The sequence below is a fragment of the Chitinophaga sp. genome, from assembly GCF_039596155.1.
Taxonomy (GTDB): domain Bacteria; phylum Bacteroidota; class Bacteroidia; order Chitinophagales; family Chitinophagaceae; genus Chitinophaga.
This window is the reverse complement of sequence record NZ_JBCNKF010000046.1, coordinates 1-24048: the sequence shown is the minus strand read 5'-3', so window position 1 is coordinate 24048 and position 24048 is coordinate 1. Positions and strand designations below refer to the sequence as shown.

The 24048-nt window shown below is 42.3% G+C and carries 16 protein-coding genes and 1 tRNA gene; 13 read left to right on the top strand and 4 right to left on the bottom strand.

What is annotated here, in order from left to right:
- The first annotated feature begins 422 nt into the window (after positions 1-422).
- The 5 genes from ABDW33_RS29365 (at position 423) to ABDW33_RS29345 (ending at position 5537) form a co-directional block, all read left to right on the top strand.
- On the top strand, positions 423-962 hold the full coding sequence (locus ABDW33_RS29365) for a hypothetical protein (protein WP_343693664.1): 540 nt from the start codon (positions 423-425) through the stop codon (positions 960-962).
- Positions 963-1038: 76 nt separating this feature from the next.
- Positions 1039-1263, top strand: coding sequence for a hypothetical protein (locus ABDW33_RS29360; RefSeq protein ID WP_343693663.1), 225 nt, complete (start codon positions 1039-1041; stop codon positions 1261-1263).
- 346 nt (positions 1264-1609) lie between these two features.
- Positions 1610-2107: a CPCC family cysteine-rich protein gene (locus tag ABDW33_RS29355; RefSeq protein ID WP_343693662.1), complete on the top strand. Its 498-nt coding sequence runs from the start codon at positions 1610-1612 to the stop codon at positions 2105-2107.
- 55 nt (positions 2108-2162) lie between these two features.
- Positions 2163-4127 (top strand): beta-N-acetylglucosaminidase domain-containing protein, encoded by a 1965-nt coding sequence (locus tag ABDW33_RS29350; RefSeq protein WP_343693661.1) that lies wholly within the window; start codon positions 2163-2165, stop codon positions 4125-4127.
- Positions 4128-4391: 264 nt separating this feature from the next.
- On the top strand, positions 4392-5537 hold the full coding sequence (locus tag ABDW33_RS29345) for an amidohydrolase (RefSeq protein WP_343693660.1): 1146 nt from the start codon (positions 4392-4394) through the stop codon (positions 5535-5537).
- 83 nt (positions 5538-5620) lie between these two features.
- On the opposite strand, the gene ABDW33_RS29340 is transcribed toward ABDW33_RS29345, so the two are convergent.
- Positions 5621-6400, bottom strand: coding sequence for an alpha/beta hydrolase (locus ABDW33_RS29340; RefSeq protein WP_343693659.1), 780 nt, complete (start codon positions 6398-6400; stop codon positions 5621-5623).
- Positions 6401-6509: 109 nt separating this feature from the next.
- Here ABDW33_RS29340 and ABDW33_RS29335 point away from each other — a divergent pair.
- Positions 6510-6582, top strand: a tRNA-Lys gene (locus tag ABDW33_RS29335).
- 273 nt (positions 6583-6855) lie between these two features.
- Here ABDW33_RS29335 and ABDW33_RS29330 read toward each other — a convergent pair.
- Positions 6856-7233 carry a hypothetical protein gene (locus ABDW33_RS29330; protein WP_343693658.1) on the bottom strand — a complete coding sequence of 126 codons (378 nt, stop codon included), beginning with the start codon at positions 7231-7233 and terminating at the stop codon, positions 6856-6858.
- A gap of 129 nt (positions 7234-7362) precedes the next feature.
- Positions 7363-7509 carry a hypothetical protein gene (locus ABDW33_RS29325; RefSeq protein WP_343693657.1) on the bottom strand — a complete coding sequence of 49 codons (147 nt, stop codon included), beginning with the start codon at positions 7507-7509 and terminating at the stop codon, positions 7363-7365.
- A gap of 239 nt (positions 7510-7748) precedes the next feature.
- Between ABDW33_RS29325 and ABDW33_RS29320 the strand changes: the two genes are divergently transcribed.
- From ABDW33_RS29320 to ABDW33_RS29290, 7 genes are all read left to right on the top strand, one after another.
- Positions 7749-7916 carry a helix-turn-helix transcriptional regulator gene (locus tag ABDW33_RS29320; RefSeq protein WP_343693656.1) on the top strand — a complete coding sequence of 56 codons (168 nt, stop codon included), beginning with the start codon at positions 7749-7751 and terminating at the stop codon, positions 7914-7916.
- A gap of 848 nt (positions 7917-8764) precedes the next feature.
- On the top strand, positions 8765-10456 hold the full coding sequence (locus ABDW33_RS29315) for a S8/S53 family peptidase (protein WP_343693655.1): 1692 nt from the start codon (positions 8765-8767) through the stop codon (positions 10454-10456).
- 14 nt (positions 10457-10470) lie between these two features.
- Entirely contained in the window at positions 10471-12111 is a 1641-nt protein-coding gene (locus ABDW33_RS29310) for a caspase family protein (protein ID WP_343693654.1), read from the top strand.
- 7 nt (positions 12112-12118) lie between these two features.
- Positions 12119-13102: a MoxR family ATPase gene (locus tag ABDW33_RS29305; protein ID WP_343693653.1), complete on the top strand. Its 984-nt coding sequence runs from the start codon at positions 12119-12121 to the stop codon at positions 13100-13102.
- A gap of 8 nt (positions 13103-13110) precedes the next feature.
- A complete protein-coding gene (locus ABDW33_RS29300; RefSeq protein ID WP_343693652.1) occupies positions 13111-14352 on the top strand; it encodes a hypothetical protein in 1242 nt (413 codons plus the stop codon).
- Entirely contained in the window at positions 14339-16792 is a 2454-nt protein-coding gene (locus ABDW33_RS29295) for a hypothetical protein (protein ID WP_343693651.1), read from the top strand. Before ABDW33_RS29300 ends, ABDW33_RS29295 begins: the two co-directional genes overlap by 14 nt.
- A gap of 11 nt (positions 16793-16803) precedes the next feature.
- A complete protein-coding gene (locus ABDW33_RS29290; protein ID WP_343693650.1) occupies positions 16804-19479 on the top strand; it encodes a pYEATS domain-containing protein in 2676 nt (891 codons plus the stop codon).
- Between the two features lie 47 nt (positions 19480-19526).
- Here the strand turns inward: ABDW33_RS29290 and ABDW33_RS29285 are convergent, their stop codons facing one another.
- Entirely contained in the window at positions 19527-22907 is a 3381-nt protein-coding gene (locus ABDW33_RS29285; protein ID WP_343693649.1) for a caspase family protein, read from the bottom strand.
- Positions 22908-24048 lie beyond the last annotated feature (1141 nt).

The window sequence follows — 24048 nt, the reverse complement described above, 5'->3', positions numbered from 1 at the left end:
AGGGAATAGGATAGAATTGTTCCTACTAATACACGCGACCGTGCAAAAGCAATGAATGGGAGGGGAAAAATATTTCTTGTGGTATTGGCACCCGGAGGCAGCTTACGTTAGCATTGATAATAGCGCGTGTGTTAGTCATGCGGGGGGATCAATAACGATTCTTGATAAGCCTGTATCGTTCCTGATACAGGCTTTTTTATTGGGGTACCTGAAGGGGGTAGCTCTACCTGCTCCGTTTACCTGGCTGTATATCCAATAGTATATTATAAGGGCACTATAAGTACATGATAAGGGCACCTCAATATCCATTTGATATTGAAGTGCCTTTATAGTGAAGTAGTAGTACTCATTTAGTATACTGAAAGTAGTATCGATGACTCATATTACCGGGCTATGCTGTATATTTGGTAAAATTGTTTGTTATGGCACTTGTCAGGGATAACATCCTTCTCCAACTCGTCCGGGGTACGCTGGGCGGTCAGCTTACGATATACGAACGCAACGGGCAGATCATCATGGCGAAAAAACGCGGCCCCTCGCAGAAGAAACCAACAGATAAACAACTGGAAGCCCGCTACAGGATGAAGGTAGCGGCGGCGTATGCAAAGGCGATCTTAACCGATCCCGACCTGAAGGCTTACTATCAATCCAAAGCCGGGCCGGGACAGAATGCATACAACATGGCCGTAAAAGATGCTTACAGATCGCCGGAGGTGCAGGATATTCGATTTGAAGACACCAGTGTGATTGTGACAGCGAAAGACGAATTCAGGGTCGCGGAAGTGGAGGTAAAGGTATTTGATGCAGCGGGTAAGATGCTGGAAAGGGGAAAGGCGATGTTGGGAAGGAATGGGGTGGATTGGTATTATACAACGGATCGTTTGCCTGTTGGTGGTAGCGTGGTGATACTGGCAGTGGATCTGCCGGGGAATGAAACGGTCAAAGAGGTGAGGTTGGAATAGTTAATTGTTTACAGCTATTATTTTCATCGCCTTACTGGTGAAGGCTGCTTCCTGCTTGTTTGTAAATGCTATCTCCATGGATATCAACAGGGGTTGGTTGTTCCTGCTTGTTTGTAAATGCTATCTCCATGGATATCAACAGGGGTTGGTTGTTCCTTTTTTTTTAAATGCTGTCTCCATGGATATCAACAGGGGTTGGTTGTTCCTGTTTTTTGTAAATGCTATCTCCATGGATATCAACAGGGGTTGGTTGTTCCTGTTTTTTGTAAATGCCATCCCCATGGATATCAACAGGGGTTAGTTGTTCCTGTTTTTTGTATAAACGATACCGTTAGCGTACCACGGCACATGCAATGCCGGTACTAAAATTAATACCATATGCAGGTGTTAAAATTGATACCCGGGACGCATGAAAATTTTGATACCCATACAGGTATCAAAAGTAATATCATTCAGGTATCAAAAATATATCCGTCAGGGTATCAAAATTGAGACACAATATTAATAATAAACAATAAACAATATAAACTAGAGAGAAACAGGCACCCACAAAAAAAAATAGTTTTAAAAAAAAAAGTAAATGCCGGCTATACGCAGTAGCTGTAAGTAAATTTGCAGAAAACCGGAATAACCATTAAATTTCATAGATGGACGAAAGGGAAATATTAGCTGAATTTTATAACAGGAGGGAACACTACAACACCTACCTGCAGGCGAATGATATTGCCCGGCATACATGCCCCGGCTGTGGATTCCCATCGCTTGCAGCAAGGGGCGGGTTCGATATCTGTGACATCTGCAACTGGGAAGATGATGGGCAGGACGACCAGGCCAGTAGTATCTTAGCCGGATTACAGGTGGACGGAATTTTGATGGCAGGGCCCAATGGCAGGCTATCGCTGAAGGATAACAGGATCAATATCGGTCGTATGCTGGAAAGCAACATGGCGTTGACAGACGGAGAAGTGGATTTTGATACCGCACGCGTATTGAAAACGATTGAATACTACCAGCAACGCAAACACGAAATAGACGAAAGGATGACTGGCGACGAACTCCCGCAGGACCACATCTGGATGGAATGGAAAGAGGTCAGCAAAGACCTGCTGGCAGCGCTTGTTGTACCTAAATCGGGGGAATTATAAAAAGATGGGACTGTTTGCTATATTTACGGCTTGCATATGCGATAAATGACAGATCATGAGAATGTTTTTTACTAGTTTAATAGCGGTTATGTTGGGAGGAATGCCAGTGTTTGCTCAAACGGCGGCTGGTACACAGTTGACCGGCAATGTACAGGTTTCCCGATCGGCAGTTCTGCCCGCGATTTTCCCGGCGCCTGTGTCAATGACACTTGGCAAGGGTTCAATACTGTTGGGCAAATCAGTTGTACTGGTGGTAGCCCCGGGGGCAGATACAGCAGCAACAGCATTGGTACGCGCGGCTCTTACAGCAGCAGGTGTGGAGACGATTACTACCGGCAAACAATTACCGCCTGTGCCGGACAAAACCTATATCGTCATTGGTAATGACGACGCTGCAGTGGTACGTTCCGCTCTTTCAAAGAGTGATGCCGTTGCAGACAGTCATGCAGAAGGATATACGCTGGCCAGTGTTACGATGGGTAACGGAGCACTCATTACGCTTGCCGGCCATGATGCAAATGGCTTGTATTATGCTGCGCAGACTTTCCGGCAGCTCGCACAGCGTTCTTCCATACCTGCACTGTTGATCCAGGATCATCCTGCCATGTCAGTGCGAGGTACGATCGAGGGCTTCTATGGTGCCCCCTGGTCAATGACTGACCGGGAGAAGCACCTGCACTTCCTCGCAACTGTGAAGGCCAATACCTACGTGTATACCCCCAAAGATGATCCATATGCCAGGGATCGCTGGCGTGAACCTTACCCTGCAGCGACCCTGAAAGAGTTGAGCACCCTGGTGGCTATAGCTCGTCAAAATCATATCAACTTCGTTTACGCAATTTCTCCGGGACCCACCATGTGTTTTTCAGATCCGGCTGATCTGAAGGCATTGGAAGCCAAGTTCAGTGCACTGCGTACTATCGGCGTGCAAAGCTTCTACGTAGCGCTTGACGACATTGAATACAAGAAATGGAATTGTGCCCTGGATTCGACCACATTTGGTCCATCCGGTGCGGAGGCGGCAGGTATTGCACAGGCGAAATTGCTGAATGCTGTGCAGGCGAATCTCTCTGCTGCAGATCCCACTGCGCCGCCGCTGATTATGGTGCCGACGGAATACTATGATGCCAAAGAAAGCCCGTATAAAGCAGCGCTGCGCAAATATCTTGATCCGAAGGTCGTCGTTCAGTGGACAGGTACCGATGTGGTACCACCCGCCATCTCCGTGCCGGATGCCAAAGCCGCCACAAAGGCATTTGGCCGTAAGACCTTACTGTGGGATAATTACCCGGTAAACGACTACGGGCAAACGACGGGAAGATTACTGATGGCACCTTATGTAAAGCGGGAGGCTGGCTTGTCATCTGAACTGACCGGTATCCTGTCTAATCCCATGAACCAGGAAGCGCCCAGCCGTGTAGCTGTAACTGGGGTAGTGGCATTTGCCTGGAATGATAAGGGCTATGATGCGGAGCGTACCTGGTATGCCGCTGCCCGTGAACTGGCTGGTGGTGATGAAAGGACTACGACAGCATTGCTTACATTCTTTGATACCCAGCATATGGCACCGACTTTTGGCAGTCAGCCATGGCAGGAACAGGCACCCAAACTGAAAGCATTGCTGGATGGTGTGCGTGCAGCCATTGCATATGGGGATGAAGTAACAAGACGACAGGCCATTGCGCACCTGGTGCAACAGGCAGATCAGTTTGCCGGTGTGCCCGATATTATCAGGTCGGGTGTAGTGGATACATCTTTCGCGCAACAGGCACGTCCATGGCTGGATGCAATGCAACTGTGGGGAAGGGCGTTGCAATTGACCGCGGCAGGATTAGACGCAGCGGATAAAGGGAGTCCGGCAGCAGCGCGCCACTTTGCACATGCGAAGCAACTGGCTGCAGCGGCGGCGGCTATACAAAGTATAAAGGATGCGACCCGTTTTGAAGGGGCGATTAAGATAGCGGATGGTGTGCTGGATGAGTTTGTGGCAGCGGCACCCACGCTGATTGCATTGGAGTAGAACAGCGATTGAAAAGTTAAATTATTTACAAAGTGACCCACTGTGAAATGCCCCCAAAAAATTAGACACTTTTGGGGGCATTTTTATGAATAAGAGAATAAAGTACAGCTTTAAACAAAAGCAATCTGCAGCCCGATCTATTCTTTCGGGTCGGCTATCAGTAAAAGGGCTGCCACGGAGTTGTGTCAGGAATGTTTATCCCTCATCAGTACCAGTTAATCACATTTAGCACTGCGATGGAATGCTATAGGCTACATTTAGCACATGAAAACACTCCTGCTATTATTAGCGCTGGCCGGCTGGCGGCAGCATGATGTGATCAGCATTGAAACCGACAGTATTTATAACAAACTGGTAGGCATCAGGAGAGCATTGCATGCCTGGCCGGAACTGGCAGGTAATGAAAAACATACCCAGGCATTCATCCGCCAACATCTGGAGGACCTGGGACTTGAAGTAGAAAGCGGCACCTATGGTCATAGTGTGATTGGTATACTCAAAGGAGCCAGGCCTGGCAGGAACATTGCGTGGCGGGCGGAAATGGATGCATTGCCCGGTGATTCCCCTGAAGCGGTAGATTTTGCATCTACAGTGAAAGGTGTATGGCATGGTTGTGGGCACGATGTGCATATGGCTGTTGCACTAGGAATAGCGGAGGTGTTAGCCAGGCATAAGGCATCATTGGCAGGTACGGTTTACTTTATTTTCCAACCTGAAGAAGAAACGTTCAAAGGAGCGAAAGGGATGATCGGCCATGGACTACCTGACATAGATGAAATCTATGCTTTGCATGTGACGGCGTTGCCGGTAGGAACGATACTGGTGAAGCCCGGTGAGATGTTTGCTTACCAGCGGAGGGTCAGCATAAAACTGAAAGCCGATGTGTCCAGGAATATCTACAATGCATTACTACGTGTTCATCCCGGTAGTAAGCCATGGGAGATCCAGCATATAAATGATCCTGTTACCGGGTTAATGAATCCCCAAACCATCTATAAGGACTACCTGTTCATGGACAGGGGATTTAATACATATACAGTGAAGGACACGTTGATAATGGAGGCGTATCTGTATGAAACGAATAAATCCAATCTTCCCGGGATTGCATCGCAGATTAAAGCGGTAGCGGGGGATAATTTATATTCAGTGTCGTTTATACAGGAGAATCCTACGGTGGTAAATGATGACAGTTTAGTGCGTGGCGTAAAGGGTGTTCAATGCGATTACGGGCAGGTACCTTATTTCAATGATGACTTCGCGTATTTTCAGCAGCAGATACGGGGTGTATATTTTTTCTTAGGAGGGTCGGATAAAGCCCTGAATCATGCGCCGGGATTTAAGGTGGATGAGGAGTGTATTAGGGTAGGTGTACGGCGGTTTGCATCAATGATGATTGACAGGCTGAAATAAGGTGTGACTTGATTGGTCTGTTTAGTCCTTTCCCTCGCGGCGAACAAAAAAACAGCTAGTTTTACAGGAGGTACTAATGACGGCTATAAAGCGTATAAAAACGACCTGATAATAGCTGTAAAACGTGCCGGTTGATCCATATGCAAGCTATGCCCGGCATCCGGGATCTGCGCTGCCTGCATATTGGGTAGTTCCTCAGCAATAGCTTTCGTCACTACGCCTTTATCTCCAAATACAAGCAAACAGGGAATATTGATTTTACCGGCTAATAGCTTATAATCGGGGTAGGGGGGAGTCAATACATCAAAAGCGGCCATACTGGTCTGTAACCTGGCTTGTGCAAATATCTCAATGTTTTCTGCCGACCGGTGGGGATGTCTTTTCTTTGCATCGGCGATTACGGCTGTCAGCGATTGTCCCAACAATTTCCGATGTTGATCTGCCACATCGCTATCCCTCACTTCGCGCTGCACTTTGAAACTGATAAAAGGCGGATCTGCGAGTACGATACCTTTTAACAGGTCCGGCTGATTTGCCGCCAGTACAGCGGTGGTCATGCCTCCCATAGAATGCCCTATTACTGCAGGTTTATGGAGTTGCAGGGAGGCAATCAAACCGGCTATATCATCCGCATGATCATTATAAGTATATCCGAAATCCGGTACACCAGACAGGCCGTGTCCCCTGGCATCGGGCATGATGACGTCGAACTCATTCTCTAATATATGTGCAAGATCAGTCCAGCACAAACCATTTGTCATGAGGCCATGGAGGAGAATGACAGGAGGTTTGTTGCCACCGGTTCGGGTATAGTGAATGGAGGTATTATTGGTATGGCAGATGGCGGAAATCCAGTTTTTCATTGGGTCAATGTATGTTGAACAGGAGGGTTGCTGAAATAAAGTTAAAACTAATTTGGTATAAATAAATATTTTACTATCTTCGCGCTCCGTTTGAGAGAAAACGTGGAAAGATTCCGTAGCTCAGTTGGTAGAGCAATACACTTTTAATGTATGGGTCTTGGGTTCGAGTCCCAACGGGATCACCTGATTGGACAGGCTTCCTATTGTGGAAAACTGTCCTTTTTTTGTTCCTTCGTAAGTCGCGCCCAGCGCGCGTATGGTGGCCACCACTTCATTGACGTCGGGAGTTCGACATTTGTTTCCATCAAAAATAATTTCGCTGGGGGATATCGAACCCACTATTTTTTGTTTGACAGGTAAACTGGCCTTGTCATAGTATACTGGCAGGTTGCGGAGAAGGTCACCAGCAGCCGTTACCTATGCCATCAGGTTTGTATCCACCTGGGACAGAGCAATTAATTCTCTCTCCATTTTTGTATAACTGCCTCATACCTGTTTTTAATTTTCCTGTAATCCGCAGCAGGTAATTCACCATCTACCATTAACTGCTGTGCGTTGGCAATCCGTTGCTTGTTCATGTTTATTTCTGTTCTTAACTCTCCCTTGGCTTTATTACGATCCTTGCAAGACTTTTGGTAATTTAAAAGAGCTTCCTCTATTTCTCGTAATTTCCCGTAAATAGCTTTCGATTCATGCTGATCGTAGTGTTGAAATAATTCCAGCACTTGCAGTAGGTGTTCGGCTAATTCCAGTTGCTGAGGTAGCGCGTATTGTTTAACGACATCTTCATAATCCCCGACAAAATGTTGGGTCAATAATGGAACTACCTGCAAGGGGGCGGAGTGTTATAGGGTTCTTTTTTTGGCATATTACAAATCTAATAAGAAACGTGGATCGTCTGGATTTATTTGTTCCAACTTTTCATGATGCATAGATGTCGGATCAGGTAACCCTGTCCGCTATCATTCCTTCGGCGACATCTGGTAAACGCGTAGCTCTTTGAAGAAGTATTGAAAAATCGTCTTCTGATATGTGGAATTGATCTTCATAGCGGGTGTTAAGTCATGCTGCAAGGGCATCATGATTTTGTTTTCGGTAGTTTTTTGCATAAGTATTTGAGATTTTCATTTGTATAATTGTGCCAAACAATTAACCTTTTAGGCTGGAGGTGATACCCGGATATTTCCCTCGTTGGTAGGCTAGTAGCTTACTCAGACTTATTGTTTTTTACATGATTTGAATAGTAAATTACCGTGTGTTTTTGCCGTACCAAACCAATTTAGCCTGTGTGTTATCACGAATTTAATGTATATTGGTATGATACCAATCCTTTGGTTTTTATATATTTGTGAATATAACAACTACTTTTATACCTCAGAAAGCACACCATGGAAGAGCCGTAAAACGCATTCGGGAAATATTGCATATAAAGCAAGATGTATTGGCAGATGCATTAGGTATCAGCCAGCAAAGTATTTCCCTGCTGGAAACAAAGGAGACAATTGAACCAGAGTAGTTAGAGCAGATCGCTAAAACATTTAAAGTTTCAGTTGAGGCTATTAAGAATTTTAATGAAGAAGCAGCAGTTAATTATATTAATACCTTTCATAACAATAGTATTAGTCATGTTATAGGGAATTATGGTACTTACAACTTTAACCCTATAGATAAATGGCTTGAATTATTAGAGGAAAACAAAAAAATGCATGCTGCTTTACTGAAAGAGAAAGATGAAAAGATTGCGCTGCTGGAAAGGATGTTAGGAGAGAAAAGAAGTAGCGGAAATTATAATGATGTTATGGAAGCCTCCTAACGGTGGCTTTTTGCTGCGCATACATCCCTATTCACATTTACCATAAAATTATATCCCCATTTTGTTACTATATTTTTCATACAGTTAATGATTATTTTATAGATCAAACGGAAAGGATTTCAAGGTTAATCAGATTAGGCCCTAGCTATGTACAACCGCTGGTTTAGAGTTCCGTGCAGAACAACTGACGTCTCGCTTGCCGTTACTCAAATTTGGGATGAGATAAGCACTATTGTTTCAGAGTCGATGACTTCTCCTTATGAATTAAATACCACTAAGCATTTGATGGATAAAGGTATAGTAACGCCTTTCAAGGTTAATCCCGATTGGCGTTTAATCGAGAAATTAACTGAGGATACTATCAATTATTTGAATACTGATGAAGGTAAGCAAGTCCTCTTACAAAATGGGGACTCACGTGAGTTTGTACACAGGGATAAATTACCGAGGGATGTCCATCGACTATTAAGAGTGCATCTGATCTGTTTGGTCGGATGGCGATAAATATTTAAATTTATTTGCTGCCAGGTAAAATAGAAACCTGGGGTGCTATGTTAAATGTAGCTAAATTTAATTTTATGCCCGATACCGCCTCAAAACTTATGGTCCGTCCTATCGCCATTTCAAGGGATGTGGATAATCAAAATGATGCTGCTATCACGTTAGAAAACGCAGCCCCAATCCAGTTTGTGGAAATAAGTAAAGCAGCCACAAGCCATTGGGATAATGCCTATGAAATTATTAATGCAGAAAGTAATTATTCATTTGCGGAGCCTGAAATAGATTCCTCTGCAATGTTTTATGCTGATGAAATGTTGGAAGATAAAGGAGAGTTGCCTAAGGACAGTTACTACCAGTTTTTGGAAGATTGGACACACCCTCCATTGCCTGGTATTTGGCACCTTAACATGGAGTTTTCACAGTTACGACCAGCCAGGGCGGCAGTGAAAGATTCTGGCAAGGCAAAAAAAATCAGGATCGCACACCTTGATACGGGGTACCATTCTGCACATATATCTTTTCCTGGGAAATTTATAAGGAAGGATCTGGAAAGGAATTTTGTTGAAGGAGAAGAAGATCGATGGCCTTCAGCTGAGGATCAATTGGTAGATGGCCTGCTGAAAATGCCAGGACATGGTACAGGCACATTGAGTATTCTTGCCGGTGCCCATGTGAATATTCCTGAATTGACGTTTGATGATTCTATTGGTCTGGCACATGAAATTGAGATTGTTCCTATAAGAATTGCCAAATCTGTGGTTTTGTTCAAAACCGGTGCTTTTGTGAAAGCAATGGGTTATATTCTGAATGAACTTTCTCAGGCTGAATCGACTCAGATCCATGTGATCACAATGAGCATGGGAGGCCTTGCCAGTGGCGCCTGGGCCGATGTAGTGAATCAGGCATATGAACAGGGAATTTTCATGGTATCGGCAGCAGGAAATAATTTCAAGAAATTGCCTACTCGTACAATGGTTTATCCTGCAAGATTTAATCGGGTAGTAGCTGCATGTGGAGTGGCGTATGATCGTTCACCATATGCAAAGCCATGGGGAGAAGGTAGCAGATACATCATGGAGGGGAATTATGGTCCGCAATCATTAATGGGAACGGCTGTTGCAGCATTTACGCCCAATGTGCCGTGGGCTACTTACCGGTTCAATGACGTTATTGGTATACGAGGAGATGGAACTTCCTCAGCCACTCCTCAGATAGCAGCAGCAGCAGCTCTTTATTACAGCCTGCACCATGATAAACTGTTGACTCTCCCAGAGCCATGGATGCGGGTAGAAGCGATTCGTAACGCTCTTTTTAAATCTGCTGAAAAAATCATAAATCATCAGAATAACCGGTATGAAGATGATTACACCGTCTATTATGGCAATGGTATACTTCAGGCAATGGATATGCTGAAGGTGCCGGTATCATCACCAGGTCAATTGACTAAGCAACAGATAGATACTGTCAGGTTTCCATTTTTCAAATTAATATTCGGGTTGAAAACTACGGAAGAAACATTGGATCCTGAAGAAGAGATGATGGAGACGGAGCTGATGCAACTGGTATTATCTGATGAGCGTTTACAGGTATTGTTGCATAATGAAGAAAAAAGGCTTGATGAGCTATCTTCTGCGGAGAAGATAAAACTAGCAGACATTATATTGGATACTCCGCGTGCTTCAACCATACTAAAGCAGCAAATGCGGTTATTCCGAAATCAACAGTTGGAGAATACCCTTTAACCATAGCAGTAAACATGGAGAATGAATGTAAAGGCCCCGGGGTTGATACTACATTAAATCCCAAAGACACCATCCGCCCTGAGTACCAGGAAGGAACTACCTATATCATTGCAATAGGGATTGATGAGTATGACGGAAAGTTGTTCCGTCCGCTTAAGTCCTGTAAGAATGACTGCGAAGCCTTTATTGCGGTGATGCAGAACGCATATAAGAATGTAGAAGTTTACAATAACGGAAGGATATATAATGAGCAGGCTACCAAAGAAAAGATAAAGGACGCCCTCATACTATTTAAGAAAAGTGGCTTCAATAAATTCAGCAATAATCTTATTATTTTTTTTTCCGGACATGGTGATCGGCACATAATTGAAGAGGCTAATGCAGAGTATAACTGTATCGTACCTTACCCAGGCACGACAGATATGGAAAGTCAACTTTCATTTCATGAGCTGAAACCAACACTGCAAAGTATTAAAACGAGACATCTCCTTCTGGTTCTGGATTGCTGTTACGCAGGAGCAGCCTTTCAAGATTTAATGGGTACTGAACAGATGAATAATGAGGCCAATAGAAGTATCATGGAAATTGGTATGGAGAGGTCACGTTTTGCAATCACTGCATGTCGAAGTTACCAGGTGGCCGAAGCAGGCAAAGAGAATGAATGTAGCCCTTTTACTAAGGAACTCGTTAAAAAATTAATGGAGAATAAAGAACCTAGAATATATTTCCAGGATATTGCGGAGCAAGTAGTACAAACTTTTGGCAATGACCTGACTAGAAAACAAAGGGCACAAAGTGGTCTGCTTATGATCACGAATCATAATCAGGGAAGATTTCAATTGTGGGCAAATGAAGCGGTATTCCATACCGGACGAATGAAAGAACTTTTCGCTTCGGAATTGAGAAGATTTGACTATGAAAAGCAGCGAAAGCAATGGGGAGTTATTGGCACAGATAAGTGGCCGTATTTCACGTTGATGTCTGATATTCGTGATGCAGGATTATTCCATCTTGTTAAGATGATTAAACAACGGGTACCTGTTTTGGAGCAAGCTCAAATCAGCCGTTTGTCATTACAAATGCTGGATGTAGACCCGGAAAATGCCCTGTTGGGAATTTTTAACCATACCCTAAGGAGCCGGTCTCAGTTTTCATCGCTTCAGGAGGTTCATCAACATATACAAAGTGTCCTTCTCCAAACATCAATAGTGGTCGAAGTTCATATCGAAGATACAACATCAGCTTCCAGTGCTGCCCAGGTTATCCGTCAAAAAATTATAGAAAAATTAGCCGCGTTTGTTGACAAGATCAACTCACAGGAATCGGCTCACGCATTTTACATTATCATCATTGACTTTGATAACACTGATTATAGCGCCATAATAAATAAAGAGGCTGTTGGTAATGTACCCTCTGCAATTATAGAGAAAGTTGAAGCTATGAAGAAAACTGCATTCAAATCATGGCTTAGTGAATTAATAATAGACTTAAAAAACAAGGATGATAAAGTATCCATCGGCATTCTTGAAAAAAGAATTGGCGAGAAACTCGATGATATATTTATTGACACAGAGGAGCTTCATCCAGGTACTATTATTGAAAGAATTTGTCACGAAATACATTGCCCTGACTTAGCTAATGAATTACTCAATTAACAATACTATGTCTGAAAATTATTATAAGGGAGAGAAACTCAAAACGCTTGAAGAAAGCAAACAATATAATGTAGATCCCTATCTCCCATCTGATAAACTGGTGCAATCTGTTAAGCTGGCGCAGATACTTCAACGTCCATTGCTGGTTAAAGGTGAGCCGGGATGTGGAAAAAGCCGGCTGGCGGAAGCTGTAGCTATTGAATTATTTGGAAAAGAATATAGGAATAACTTTTTCAAATGGAATGTGAAATCTACCAGTAAGGCTCAGGATGGATTATATAGCATCAATAACCTTCAACGTTTAAGTGATGCCAATATCCGGAGTAATGGTCAGAGAGGGGAAATTAATCTGGAAATTAACCTTCCGCCTGATGAACATGGCCACTATAAAGCAGTTGGGAACTATATAAAACTTGGTGTTTTGGGGCAGGCTTTTGTGCATAGCTGGAAGAAAGATATTGCTATACCGCCCGTAGTACTGATTGATGAAGTTGATAAAGCTGACATAGATTTTCCTAATGATCTTTTAATGGAATTGGATAACCTGGCTTTCCAGATACCTGAGATTATTGGGGAAAGCGGAAGTCCTATTGAAATAACAGCCAATCCGAATAATAAGCCCCTGATCATTATTACAAGTAATGATGAGAAGCCGCTGCCAGCTGCGTTCCTGCGCCGCTGTCTTTTTCACTATATTGACTTTAAAGAGATTAATCTGAATGCGATAATCTCTGCCAGGTTTCCAAAATTTGTGCAACATGATAAAGTTTCCCGGATTATCGAGTTATTTGCAGGCTGGCGGAAAAAGATCAAAGAGGAAAGTACCAGTAGAAAAAATATTACCACCGGTGAGTTGCTTGATTGGTTGCGTATAGTGCAACATGATTGGGTAGAGGGGAGCCAACCAGTTTTTGAGGATAGTAACAGACCCGTTCATATGGATACGCTGTTAAAAGATGAAGAAAGTCTGAGAGCCTTTATGAATAATTGATTTAGAATATGCCCGACAATTTTTTGCTATTTAATTTCTTTGAAGAGCTAAGGGAGCAACAGCCTGCCACCCTGGCCCTTGAGGAGTATTATCTATTGTATGAGCTTATTGAGCAGCCTGCGCTTAGACCTAAAGGATTCAGTGAGTTTGCAGCTGCATTAGAAACGATGTGGCTGAAGACAGAGGTACTGCGCCCTTGGTTCCAGCAGCGTATCCAGCAATACAGGGACAGCCTGATGACGCTGCTGGAGGATTGGATAAAGTACAATAGCGATGAAGATCAGCCATTGACAGCAGTATCAAATACAGCTGAAGGGACGCCCAGGATAGAATATGAAAAATTATCAGAGCACAAACAGGAGGAAAATAAGGAAAACACTCAGCAACTGGTAGGTGAAGAGCGGCAGAAAGGTATCGAACAAAACGAGTTTACTACTCCTGAAGAAGAGCATACCATACCATCTCAGTTTGGCGTAAAAAATGGAGATACAAATACAACTACAGGCCTTACCTTGCATCAGGATCAATTGTTGAATAGTGATGTGCCCACTCCTTTTCCCATTTTAAGTGATTATTTTCCTGTAAAGAGCCGCGAACTGCAACAGGTATGGAGAACCCTGAAAAGCAACAACGAGGGACAAGAAGGAGCAGCGATTGATATCATTGCTACGAGTAATTTAATAGCGAAACAAGGATATTTCAGTGGATTCAGGTATATAAGGAACAGGATTAACCAATTGCAGCTATTTGTGTTTGTTGATGAATCGGAAACAATGGCGGCAGTAGAGTCTTTTGGTGAGGAAATATGTGCTGCAGCAAGGGCGAGCGGAATATATCCCGAGCTGCGATCCATTTATTTTAATACTGTTCCTTTACATGATACCAAGAAAGATGACTACTGGTTTAATGATGCGAGTGGAATACCATCTATTTCATTAAACCATCTGTTCTCGCCTTATTTGAGGAAAAACATTGTGGTAATGATTTATAGTGATGGCGGATGTCTGAAAAATGGGATGACAAAAGCCGTAGCCACGAAAATGAAAGCGTTTGTAAAACATCTTCGTAAAAAAGTTGCTTATGTTTCCTGGGTCAACCCATCCCCCTTACCGAGGTGGAGTAATTGTGACCTTGATAATATCACGGGAAATATACCCATGTATGAAAGCACCCGGAATGGATTTGAAAGAGCCGTGGCAACGCTGAAGGGAAAATATATGATCAACAATAATCAATATGTTACCGGTTAAGATAGGAGATAAAAAACTGAGTGAGGATGTACTGTTAAAGCTGGAAAGCTTTTACCAGCAATTCTGTACTGGAGAAAACAGGAAGAGGTATGGCCTGGCGCATATTGTTTATGCCTGCCATGCGTCATTCCCGTTATTATTATCTCCTGCATTGGCTAATCTTATCAGGCTTAACTTTAACACCTACATCAGTGGAGGAGAGGTCCAACAGATAGATCCGGTAGTGGTCAGTGATTTTCTCCTTTCGTCGCTCGTACGGCCGGTGGGATACAGGCAATATGAAGTAATGCCTGAAATCCGGAGCTATTTTCTTTATCTACTCAAAGATGGTCGTTGGTTTGAACTCTTTGAAATCAAACTGGAAGGGGAGCGTAGGTTGCACTCATTGGCCAGGTTCCTGCTGGAATATGTAAAAGATGGTACATCATTCCCGGAAAATGATACTACTGGCTTCCGGCAACTTAATGCCTGGGCTGCCAAGGCCTACTTGCACCCAAATGAACTGGCTTTTGAACTGGCTAAATCGCTGAATGATTCGTTAGGAAGAGGTGATGAGAAAAGAGAGAATGAGTGGGGGCAGTTGCGAATCAATATGCTTACAGAGCGATTTAAACAACAATTGGATCTTGATATATATGATACGAACAGCACGGGAAAGCAGCTTTTCATAAATTTCAGCTTGTATAACCAGGTTAATATCCTGAAGTTAGCCGGCAAACCGGCGGATGAAGCATTCGAACATTTTAATCAGTTTGATACACACCTGATTACTGACGGTACCGACGATACTGGTATTACGCTGCCATTGCAGGAAGAAATAGTACAACAACTTTTTACCAGGAAGAAGGTAAAGACACGTGTGTATACGCTTGTGATAAAAGTTGATGAAGGTATAGAAGCTATAAATACTGCCCATGGCATGCTTATCCATCATATTCGGATTGCCCTTGGAGAGATTGGTAGATTCCATGACTACCAGGTAGTTGAAGTCACGCAAATGCACAGGGAGGTCCTTGAAGCCGAACCTCTGATTGAGGCAATAGGTAGCTTGTTTAGACAGACCAGAAATGAAGATATGGTTTTAATCTGCATACTGGGAGCTAGAGGAAGCATGGAAAGAGAGGAGGGAATAAAGATGAAAGACGGCAATATATTGTACAGTCATGAATTTCGTGAATTGTTTGTTAAGGCAAAAGGGAATAGTAATGCACAGGTAGTAATTATTATGGATACGCCTGATGTTGGAAAAGCGTTATGGGTGGGAGATTATGATATTCAGATTAGTTTTCCTGGCTTATCTGCCGTAAACAATCGGCCCTTAAATTGGATATTTAATTATCTGTTTCAAAATGGTGGCGCTATTACTTACAGGGATATATTAAGACTAGCAAGACATAAAACCGGTTTCAGAGGCGGAATAAATATGCATGTACCACCTGAATATTGGAATAACTATTTTCTTTCCAAAAGTACTTATGCATTTGCCAACGATGGGTACCTGGTTGTTGCCGGGAATGAAAATAGTTGGTCTGTATTGGACGATGATTTTAAGGTGCCTGTATTAAGTACTACTACAAAGGCGCATTATTATACATCTTTTGAAGAAATTCCCGGGGTATCTGGTGAATTATTTACGCGCTATGACGCTAACACTTTGCTATTTGCAGGAGATAGTAAGCGTCTGGATAAGAGCCGTATCTATAAAGTTGTTCCTGAGAAACGTGCGCTGAAAGTGGAATGCATTTTCGGGGAAGTTGCAGAGCGAAATGAGTTTTATCGTGCTTTAAAGTCCCGCAAGATTAATGCCTTTTCACGATGGGAACAATTTTTGTTCCCGGAAGATGACTTTCATAAGTATCCCAGCACTGACGCTACCGTTCAAATACACCGCATACATGCTCAAAGTTTAACATTTTCTTTCTTTGAAGGTGATAACCCTATTTATGGTTCAATAAATTATAGTATCCCAACGATAGATGAAGCATTACGCATTATCGATGTGCTGAACAGGTATCAGTATTTTACTTCATTAAACCACTCTTTTCTATCTGATTCATTAAAGTACGAACCGATCCGTATTGGTTATAACTGTTATTGGGAAGGTAGTACACCTTACGTTCATTTTAATTCAGATTTATTCCAATTGCAGGTGGACGAAAGAGCTATCATTACTGATAAAGGAAGCGTTAGCTTTAGGAAACTATTTCTGAGAATAGAATCAGTAGAGAAGGAGGTACTATATTTTAATATCTACTTACTTACATCGCTGATGGACATTGTTTTGTTGGAGAAAGGAAGTTTCCGGAATGAGCGGGATATTAGCTTGCCTATAGACAGATATCTGAATGATATCTGTAATAACAGGTATAGTGCGCAACTAAAGATATTAGTTAGCAAGGACCCTATTATTGTTGACTTTTCCCAAAGAGGAATCCAGTAAATCGTATCAGTATGGCAAGTGAAATTAATGAGAATTCACCGCTTAGGCAACTGTCCTGGGACGCGGTAAGTATCCCAGTAAGTGTTGGAAATATTAACTGGGAGCTTTCTAATGAACAAATGAACGCATTGCTAGAGGAGGTGGAACCAGCGGCTGTACCTGTTGATACCCTCTCATTTAATCAGCTATGCAATATTGTTTCCTACCTTTTCAACAATGGATATGACACCCGTGATCTCCGCGTGGCTGTTAATGAATGGTATGTGACCGAGCGGCTTCAAAAAAAACAGGAAAGCGTTGAAGTAGATCGTCAAATACAGGAAGCATTGGGAAAATTGGTGTCTCCACAGGATTCGGAACCGTATATCATCATTGATAAAGATGGCTTATGGGGACCGGCCTCGGAGAATGCGTTGCAATTTATCCAACGCGCCTATAACCTGGATGAAATAAAGAGAAACATAGATTTGGTAAAGGTTTTGAGGAATTTGGCAAGCAGAATTATCCGTATCAATTGTCCGGAAGATTATAAAATATTGGACATTCAGTATAATCCTTTCTGCATAATTGATAATAGTAGTGATGATTATGAAGTGAGAAGTACCGGAAAGAGTTATATTATTTATGATGCGGGTGCGGGTAATCGTATTGCTGTTTTTAGCCCGGAAACTGACCCTGGAGGTGTTTTCTATAAACGTTTTTCTGCGTGTTGGATGTTGTTGCGCATGGCAACTGATAAGCCCAGGAATAAGGTCTTCGTATTGATAGATGATCATGGTCGTCGGCAGAACTTTAACATGCAGCCGGATAAATCCGGATCTGCATATGGAAATGATCTGCATGTGGAACTTATGCTTGACCTGAATAATCTTAAAGAAGGAATAAAAGTGCAGTATGGTGATCTTAACAGTGATGCCATCTTATATACAGCATTTATCTCCAGGCATATGACCATGAGTATAATACCCGGAGAAATGAAAATAGATATTGATGGGTTTCCGACCTGGCATTTTCCTGTACCTGATTTTATGCAGGAAGAGGTTGCGCCTTTCGGGAATGGTAATTATGTTACAAATAGCGGCCAGATTAAGATTTTTGCAGTGAGAAAAGATTTTAAAGGAAATGCTGCCAATAAGAACTTTATCAGCCTGTCAGAAACAAACTTGCCTGCTGATTTTTATCGGTTGATCAGTGCTTATTCTGAAGATATCTTTGACCAGGTAAGTATTGTTTTAACAGAAAAACAGACACAGATACCTTACAATGGTAAAACCGTAGTGGTAGTTGGTACAGGGCACCATAACCAATTGTCTCAAAAGGAAAAGGATATGTCCATAGCGATGGGGACAGCGCTGGCACACAATGGCTATGGGCTTATTTCAGGCACATGGCCAGGTGTGGATGATATTGTCACAAACGCTTATATTGATCAATTCTCTCTATTCGAGGACTTGCATCTTCGCCTTACACATGTAACTGATGGCCAGCATGAGGCTTTCACTCAAAGAGGTACGATTGTGAATGCCCGAAACGATAAAGAATGGAATAGATATGTTCTGGACCGTGCTGCAGTAGTAATAATTATTGGGGGAAAACAAGGAACCAGGAATATTTTTGACGAGGCAGTTGAAAATAAGGTTCCAATTATCCCTATTGCTTCGACCGGAGGAGTGGCAGGTTATGCCTGGACTATATTGACGAGGAAAAATGTACCCTATTTGAAGGAATTTCTGCCGGCAACGATTAGCGCATTATTGAACCCGTTGGATATTGACGTCACAGCGGAACAAAAGGCAGCTTTTGTGATATCGACTCTCGACAGATTGACGACAAACAAAATGTCGAAGAAGGAATTTAAGAAAAAGGTTGAGCAGATTTACCGGGAAAGGGATATAAGTGTAGATATCGATATTCAGAAACACCGCTGGGGAGGTCGGGCTAGCAGCAATGGTAAAACCCTGATGGCGAATGTGACTAAATATGTTATTCCTGGTTTCTTTAGCGTGGAGCTGATGGTAAAGGCTGATAATCCTGATAAATATTCCGGCTATACTGCCTTTATGCTGCATCAGTCATTCGGCTCAGAAATTGAGATAGTAGAAGTGAAGGACGGTATTTGTAGTTATGAGGTAACGGCTTATGAGGCATTTACGGCGGCAGCCTATACCGAAGATGGTACCATGCTGGAATTGGATATGGACGAAGAAATTGGCTATCCCGAAGGGTTCTATTCTCAAATCATACCAGAGTCGTTTAAAACAGAAGCCGCGAAACTTGATAAATCCAGAAAGGTAAGTGTAGAGGATGATCCGGAAAAAAACAGATGGGGAGGTCAAACTATCAGCAGTAATAAAGAGGCGAAAGCCACTGTTAGTGGATCAATTGTGCCAGGATATTTCCGGGTGAAAGTAAGCGTATCTTCTACTGATCCGGCTATGCCATTTGTTGGGGAAGTCGCATTTTTTCTGCATGACTCTTTTGAGGATAGAATTGTTTACGCCAGGGCTGTGTCCGGAATTGCAAAGATAAGCTTTCTGGCTTATGAGGCTTTTACTGTTGGTATTTATACCAGCGATAAAACGATGCTGGAGTTGGATCTTCAGCAACAAACCGGGTATCCAAAAAATTTTTATTATAAGGAGGTAACAACAAAAACATCTGCGCCTAAAATTCGTAAGAAGAAATAATCTGAGAAAGCCCTGGATGAGTATAACCTTTCCAGGGCATTTTTATATTAAGCCTGCGCTGCAATGAATTCCAGCGCTGCCGGCGTCAGGAAATAATTCAAATGATGGCAGATTACTTCTTCGGTAAGCGGTTGAATGTTCCATGTTTGGCTTCCAGGTATATTGATGATGCTTTCATCAGTTACTGCTATATCGTTGGCCTTTTTAAACAGGATTGTATCAAGTGCGATGTATATACCTCTTTTTTTCAGGACAGCGAAGAGTCTTTCCAGTAGGTTGGCATTGGCGTCATATGTTGCCAGAATTTTTTGCGTATTGCCTGCGAGGATCACGTAGGGTATATTGGGGTCTTTACCATCATTCAGGTTGTTATAAATACCCGTTTCTGCGTCCATCTGTTTTAGTGTTACCTGTACTCCTTTTACAGCTTTTCCTACGACAGACAAGACGTACATCCATGGATAAAGCATTGTACCACCATTAATAGAGAATGTGAATAAGGTGTCTGCGAGGTCCCTGACATCTGCCCAGGGTGATCCATTATTTGGTGTTCCGAGCATTACGAGTTTAGACACAATAGTGTTATCTTTTTCTTTCTCAATAAACCAGCGGCTCACAAGCCCCCCCATAGAGTGAGCTGCTATTACGAGTTTCTTTGAATGGCCATTTTTTAGTCCGACTGCCTCAAGCGCCTTCTTCAACATTGTCGCTGTTTCCTCTATTGGGGTATTTAAGTTCTCATAGTCAAAAGTTAAAATGAGGTCGTATTTATCTTTTAAAGGAATATTATCTCCCAGTGGCATATAACTTGATTTTGCCATGCCTTCGGTATCACCGATGATACCATGGATAAAAAGTAAAATGGTGTTCGCAACCGCTACCTTGTCGATTATTTTTTTTAGCGTTGTCTCATATTCTACATTATTGCCTGTCACCGTTGGTATGGCCAATCGGGGCCAGGAGTAGGAACGTCCGATCTTCTGGCCTATTATTTTCTGAAAATAAATCCTGATGGACCCAATAAAACTGCGTTTGGTGATAGCACCATCTGATGGGGTTTCAGCAGGTAAACTTTCTATTCTAATATTGCCATCTGCATCAACATATCCCAATGGATAATACATGTCTGTTTCAGCATCATATCCTATTGGTACTATTGAAAAATCTTCGATTGCCGCTTTTGATAATGGCAGTTGAATTGTCAGCGGATTATCCCTGCTTATTAGGGTACGGTCATTTATCTCGAAAAGCTCAAGTACATCTGCCTGTGAATTTCCCAATTGTCCGCCAACTAGATCGAATGGTTCCAGGTTACTGTTGTTTTTTGCGCTGGATGGAGGTGTTATATTATTAGCAGATTTTGGAGTGAAGGCCGAGGAAGAAGTGATGCTTATTTTACCTGTCAGCTCTATTGGGGATTGTATTACAATGCCACCAGGCAATGAAGTATTTCCGCCTGCAATAGTTATTTCCTCCTGTGGTCTCACAATTTTAAAGCCAATCGTTTCTGCAGACCAGGCGAATAAGCCTGCTACTCCATCTTTCCCGGGACCTCGCACCACAAATTTTTCAGCCCTTTTTTTTGCGTATGCAGCTACTTCCAGTCCATCCTGTGCTAAATTGTAGGTAACTATCTTCTCAGTAGAAATAAATAGCTTAAGGTATTCGAATGCAGTATCGTAGCCTTTAGCTTTATATGTCTCCTCCAATCTCATTGGTATAATACTTTTTTGGAAGCCTTTGTCTAAAAAGGTTAAATTCGTTGACTCTCCTGTATGTAATTCTATTTCTTTAAAAAAATTAGTTGTGATGCTATAGTCGAACCCCAGGTATAAATTAGTAATATATAAGGTAAGACTACAGGTGTTGGTTATTGTAAGCCTAAACTGAGGCTGTTGCCATTCTCCTTTGGAGTCTTTTTTATAGTAAAGCTCCACCATGCCTTTTGCCAAATCGACAGCCTCAAAAGTGCTAGTGTTTGGATCTGCCGATCTTTCCAGCTTCAGCCGATAATGCTGATGTGTGAGCGGGTCCTGAGGGCTGCGAAATTCGTATATATGGGTCCACTGAGCCACTTTTGATATTGCCTTCAGGAATTCCCAGGCCGAAGTGGTATTATTCACTTCCTGTGCTTGAAACAACGGTTGCTCAGTGCCGGGTAAACAAAGTGCCAGGTGTCTGGACTTAAGTTGCCGGATGAAATACTGTGCTGTCCCATTTATAGTTAATGTAACAAAAGGAACTGATTCCTCTTCTGCAGTTTTTTGTAGCAATGATTGCAGATGCTGAGGAACACCAACACCAAAAGTTACACTTATGTCATGATTGGGTTGACGGGTTATAGTACCACTATATTGCACTGTTGGGTTGGTCATTTCAGGCAACGATTGGATAGTAGAGAGGTTGGGCCCTGCACTGCTGGTAACAATAGTTTCTCCCTGATCCTTTATATTAACTGTATCGCCTTTTGATACAGCCTGCAGTGTACCGGCGTGAATACACCAACCTAATTGGTTATCGTGTGTTACATTATAACTTTGATTGCGTTGTATGATTTCATTAGACAGAAATTGTTTATAACGTTCATTGTCAGCTAGTTCTCCATTGATATTAATACCAGGGGTTTGATCAGGAACAAGATTTTTTACCAACGCTGTAGCCTGCTCTATAAGGCTGTTGTAACTGAGTTCTCCGCCACTATTATTTAGGGCCTTCAGCAATGAATGGGTGAATGCACCTCTTTTCTCATTGTCAATTATTAATTCTTTGGATGTCTGATTATTTCCAGAGGCAGCAAGATGAATGTGACTGGATTCCTGCACAACATATTTTTTACTGGTAGCATTCATTTGCCATGCTGTATGCCCATTAACCGTTTCACCAAATCCGAGAAATTTCTCTACGGATTCAGGAATAAATTCGGCGCCTCCAGACGTCATCCTATCCATTATTTCACTATTATCCAGGAAGTTTTTTGTAATAGTGCCTGAAAAACAGCAATCGGTAATAGCGATAAATTTGAGGCCAGTTTTTTTTTGGAGCGTTTTCCATATAAGAAAGGCCATTTCTTTATCAGCGAGATCTTTTCCATTGGGAGATCTGCTATCTATACATACATAAGATTGTATTTGCCCCTTACCATACGTTTCCAGTCCTGCCGGAGCTTCAGCATACGAACCATGGCCACTGTAGTAAAAAAGACAAGTATCACCACTGGAGGCACTATCAAAAAAATCAAATGAATTTATCAGGTTTTCTCTTGTAGGGGAGATGTCGCTGTTGTCCGTAAGTTCCTTTATGTGCAATTTTTCAGCTGGAACACTTTTTTGCAGATATGAACTTACTGCTTTTACGTCATTGATGCAACCTTTTAAAGGTTTAGAGGGATAATTATTAATACCAACCAGGAGGGCATAAATAGACGACATAATTCATGGAGTTTTAGTTACAGTTAGGAATTGGGGATTTTTTTATTGAAGATACATGGAAAAATGTTCCGGATATGTTTTATCGCTTATTTTAAAAAATTATTAAGTATAATCACTATAAGAGATGGTATATTGATTGGGCTTGTCAGTGTTGGGGTACTATCCTGGCCGGAAAATTCCAGAGTTGGATAATGGCATGCCTCAAAGGTTTGATATAAACCCTAAATTTAACTATTTGAGTAAAAAAGATAAAGTATTGGTATAAGAATTTTTTTCTAGGCGACCACTAATTTTGATTATTTTGAATGAAATGTTATAGACTTAAAGTCTAAAGAAAATATCAACGAAGATTGTTACGAATCGTTCACAAATTCACTGTCATTTCCTCTCTAAACCCGCGTAGTATCTGGCGAAATAACCTCCCTGGGCCCTTTTTTTATCGGGAAATAACTTCTTTCTATTCTTATGAATCCAGCAATAGGAATACTATTAAGTATCCTTGCACTCTTCAGCGGTAGTACTACTATCAGCAGAGAAATATCCGTACCGAAGCGGTTTTGAGATTGGCTGATCGACGCGTAGAACTAAGCGGGTTCAAAGGTCTCACTCCGTCGTCAGTCGGCAAAAAGGGCGCCATGACTCGTCCGGTGAAACAGTGATTATAATCGGGATATATTCTCCGGTTGATACATACACCCCCGAAAAAGAAACTGTAATAGGAAAACGGAACAGTCCCAATGATAGATGTATTGGCCTATTCTCAATGGCTGGCAAAGTCATTAGCAATGTTATTACCATTCTGAAAGGCAAAATAGGCTACTTGAGGGTTCGTTGGTATTAATATTTTGAAAGTTATCTTGATTTTATCTTATTGAGTTGATGATCAGTAATTTAATGTCATAAAGGGTCGTTAAATGTTCATGAAATGAGTTCGAGAATTGTCCGACCGGGATCACAAATACAACCGCAGGTTGCGCTTAGGCCGCCTACATCGCAGGATGTAAGCGGCTTTTCTCATGTGCGCCATGCATGGCGATAAACTTGACGGTGGAAGTCCGTTATGGGGGTTTGTAATCGCCAACCATTAGCCAAGAGCAAGGGTGTCCACTGCGAAGTGGAATCTGAAGGAAGCTTACGGCAA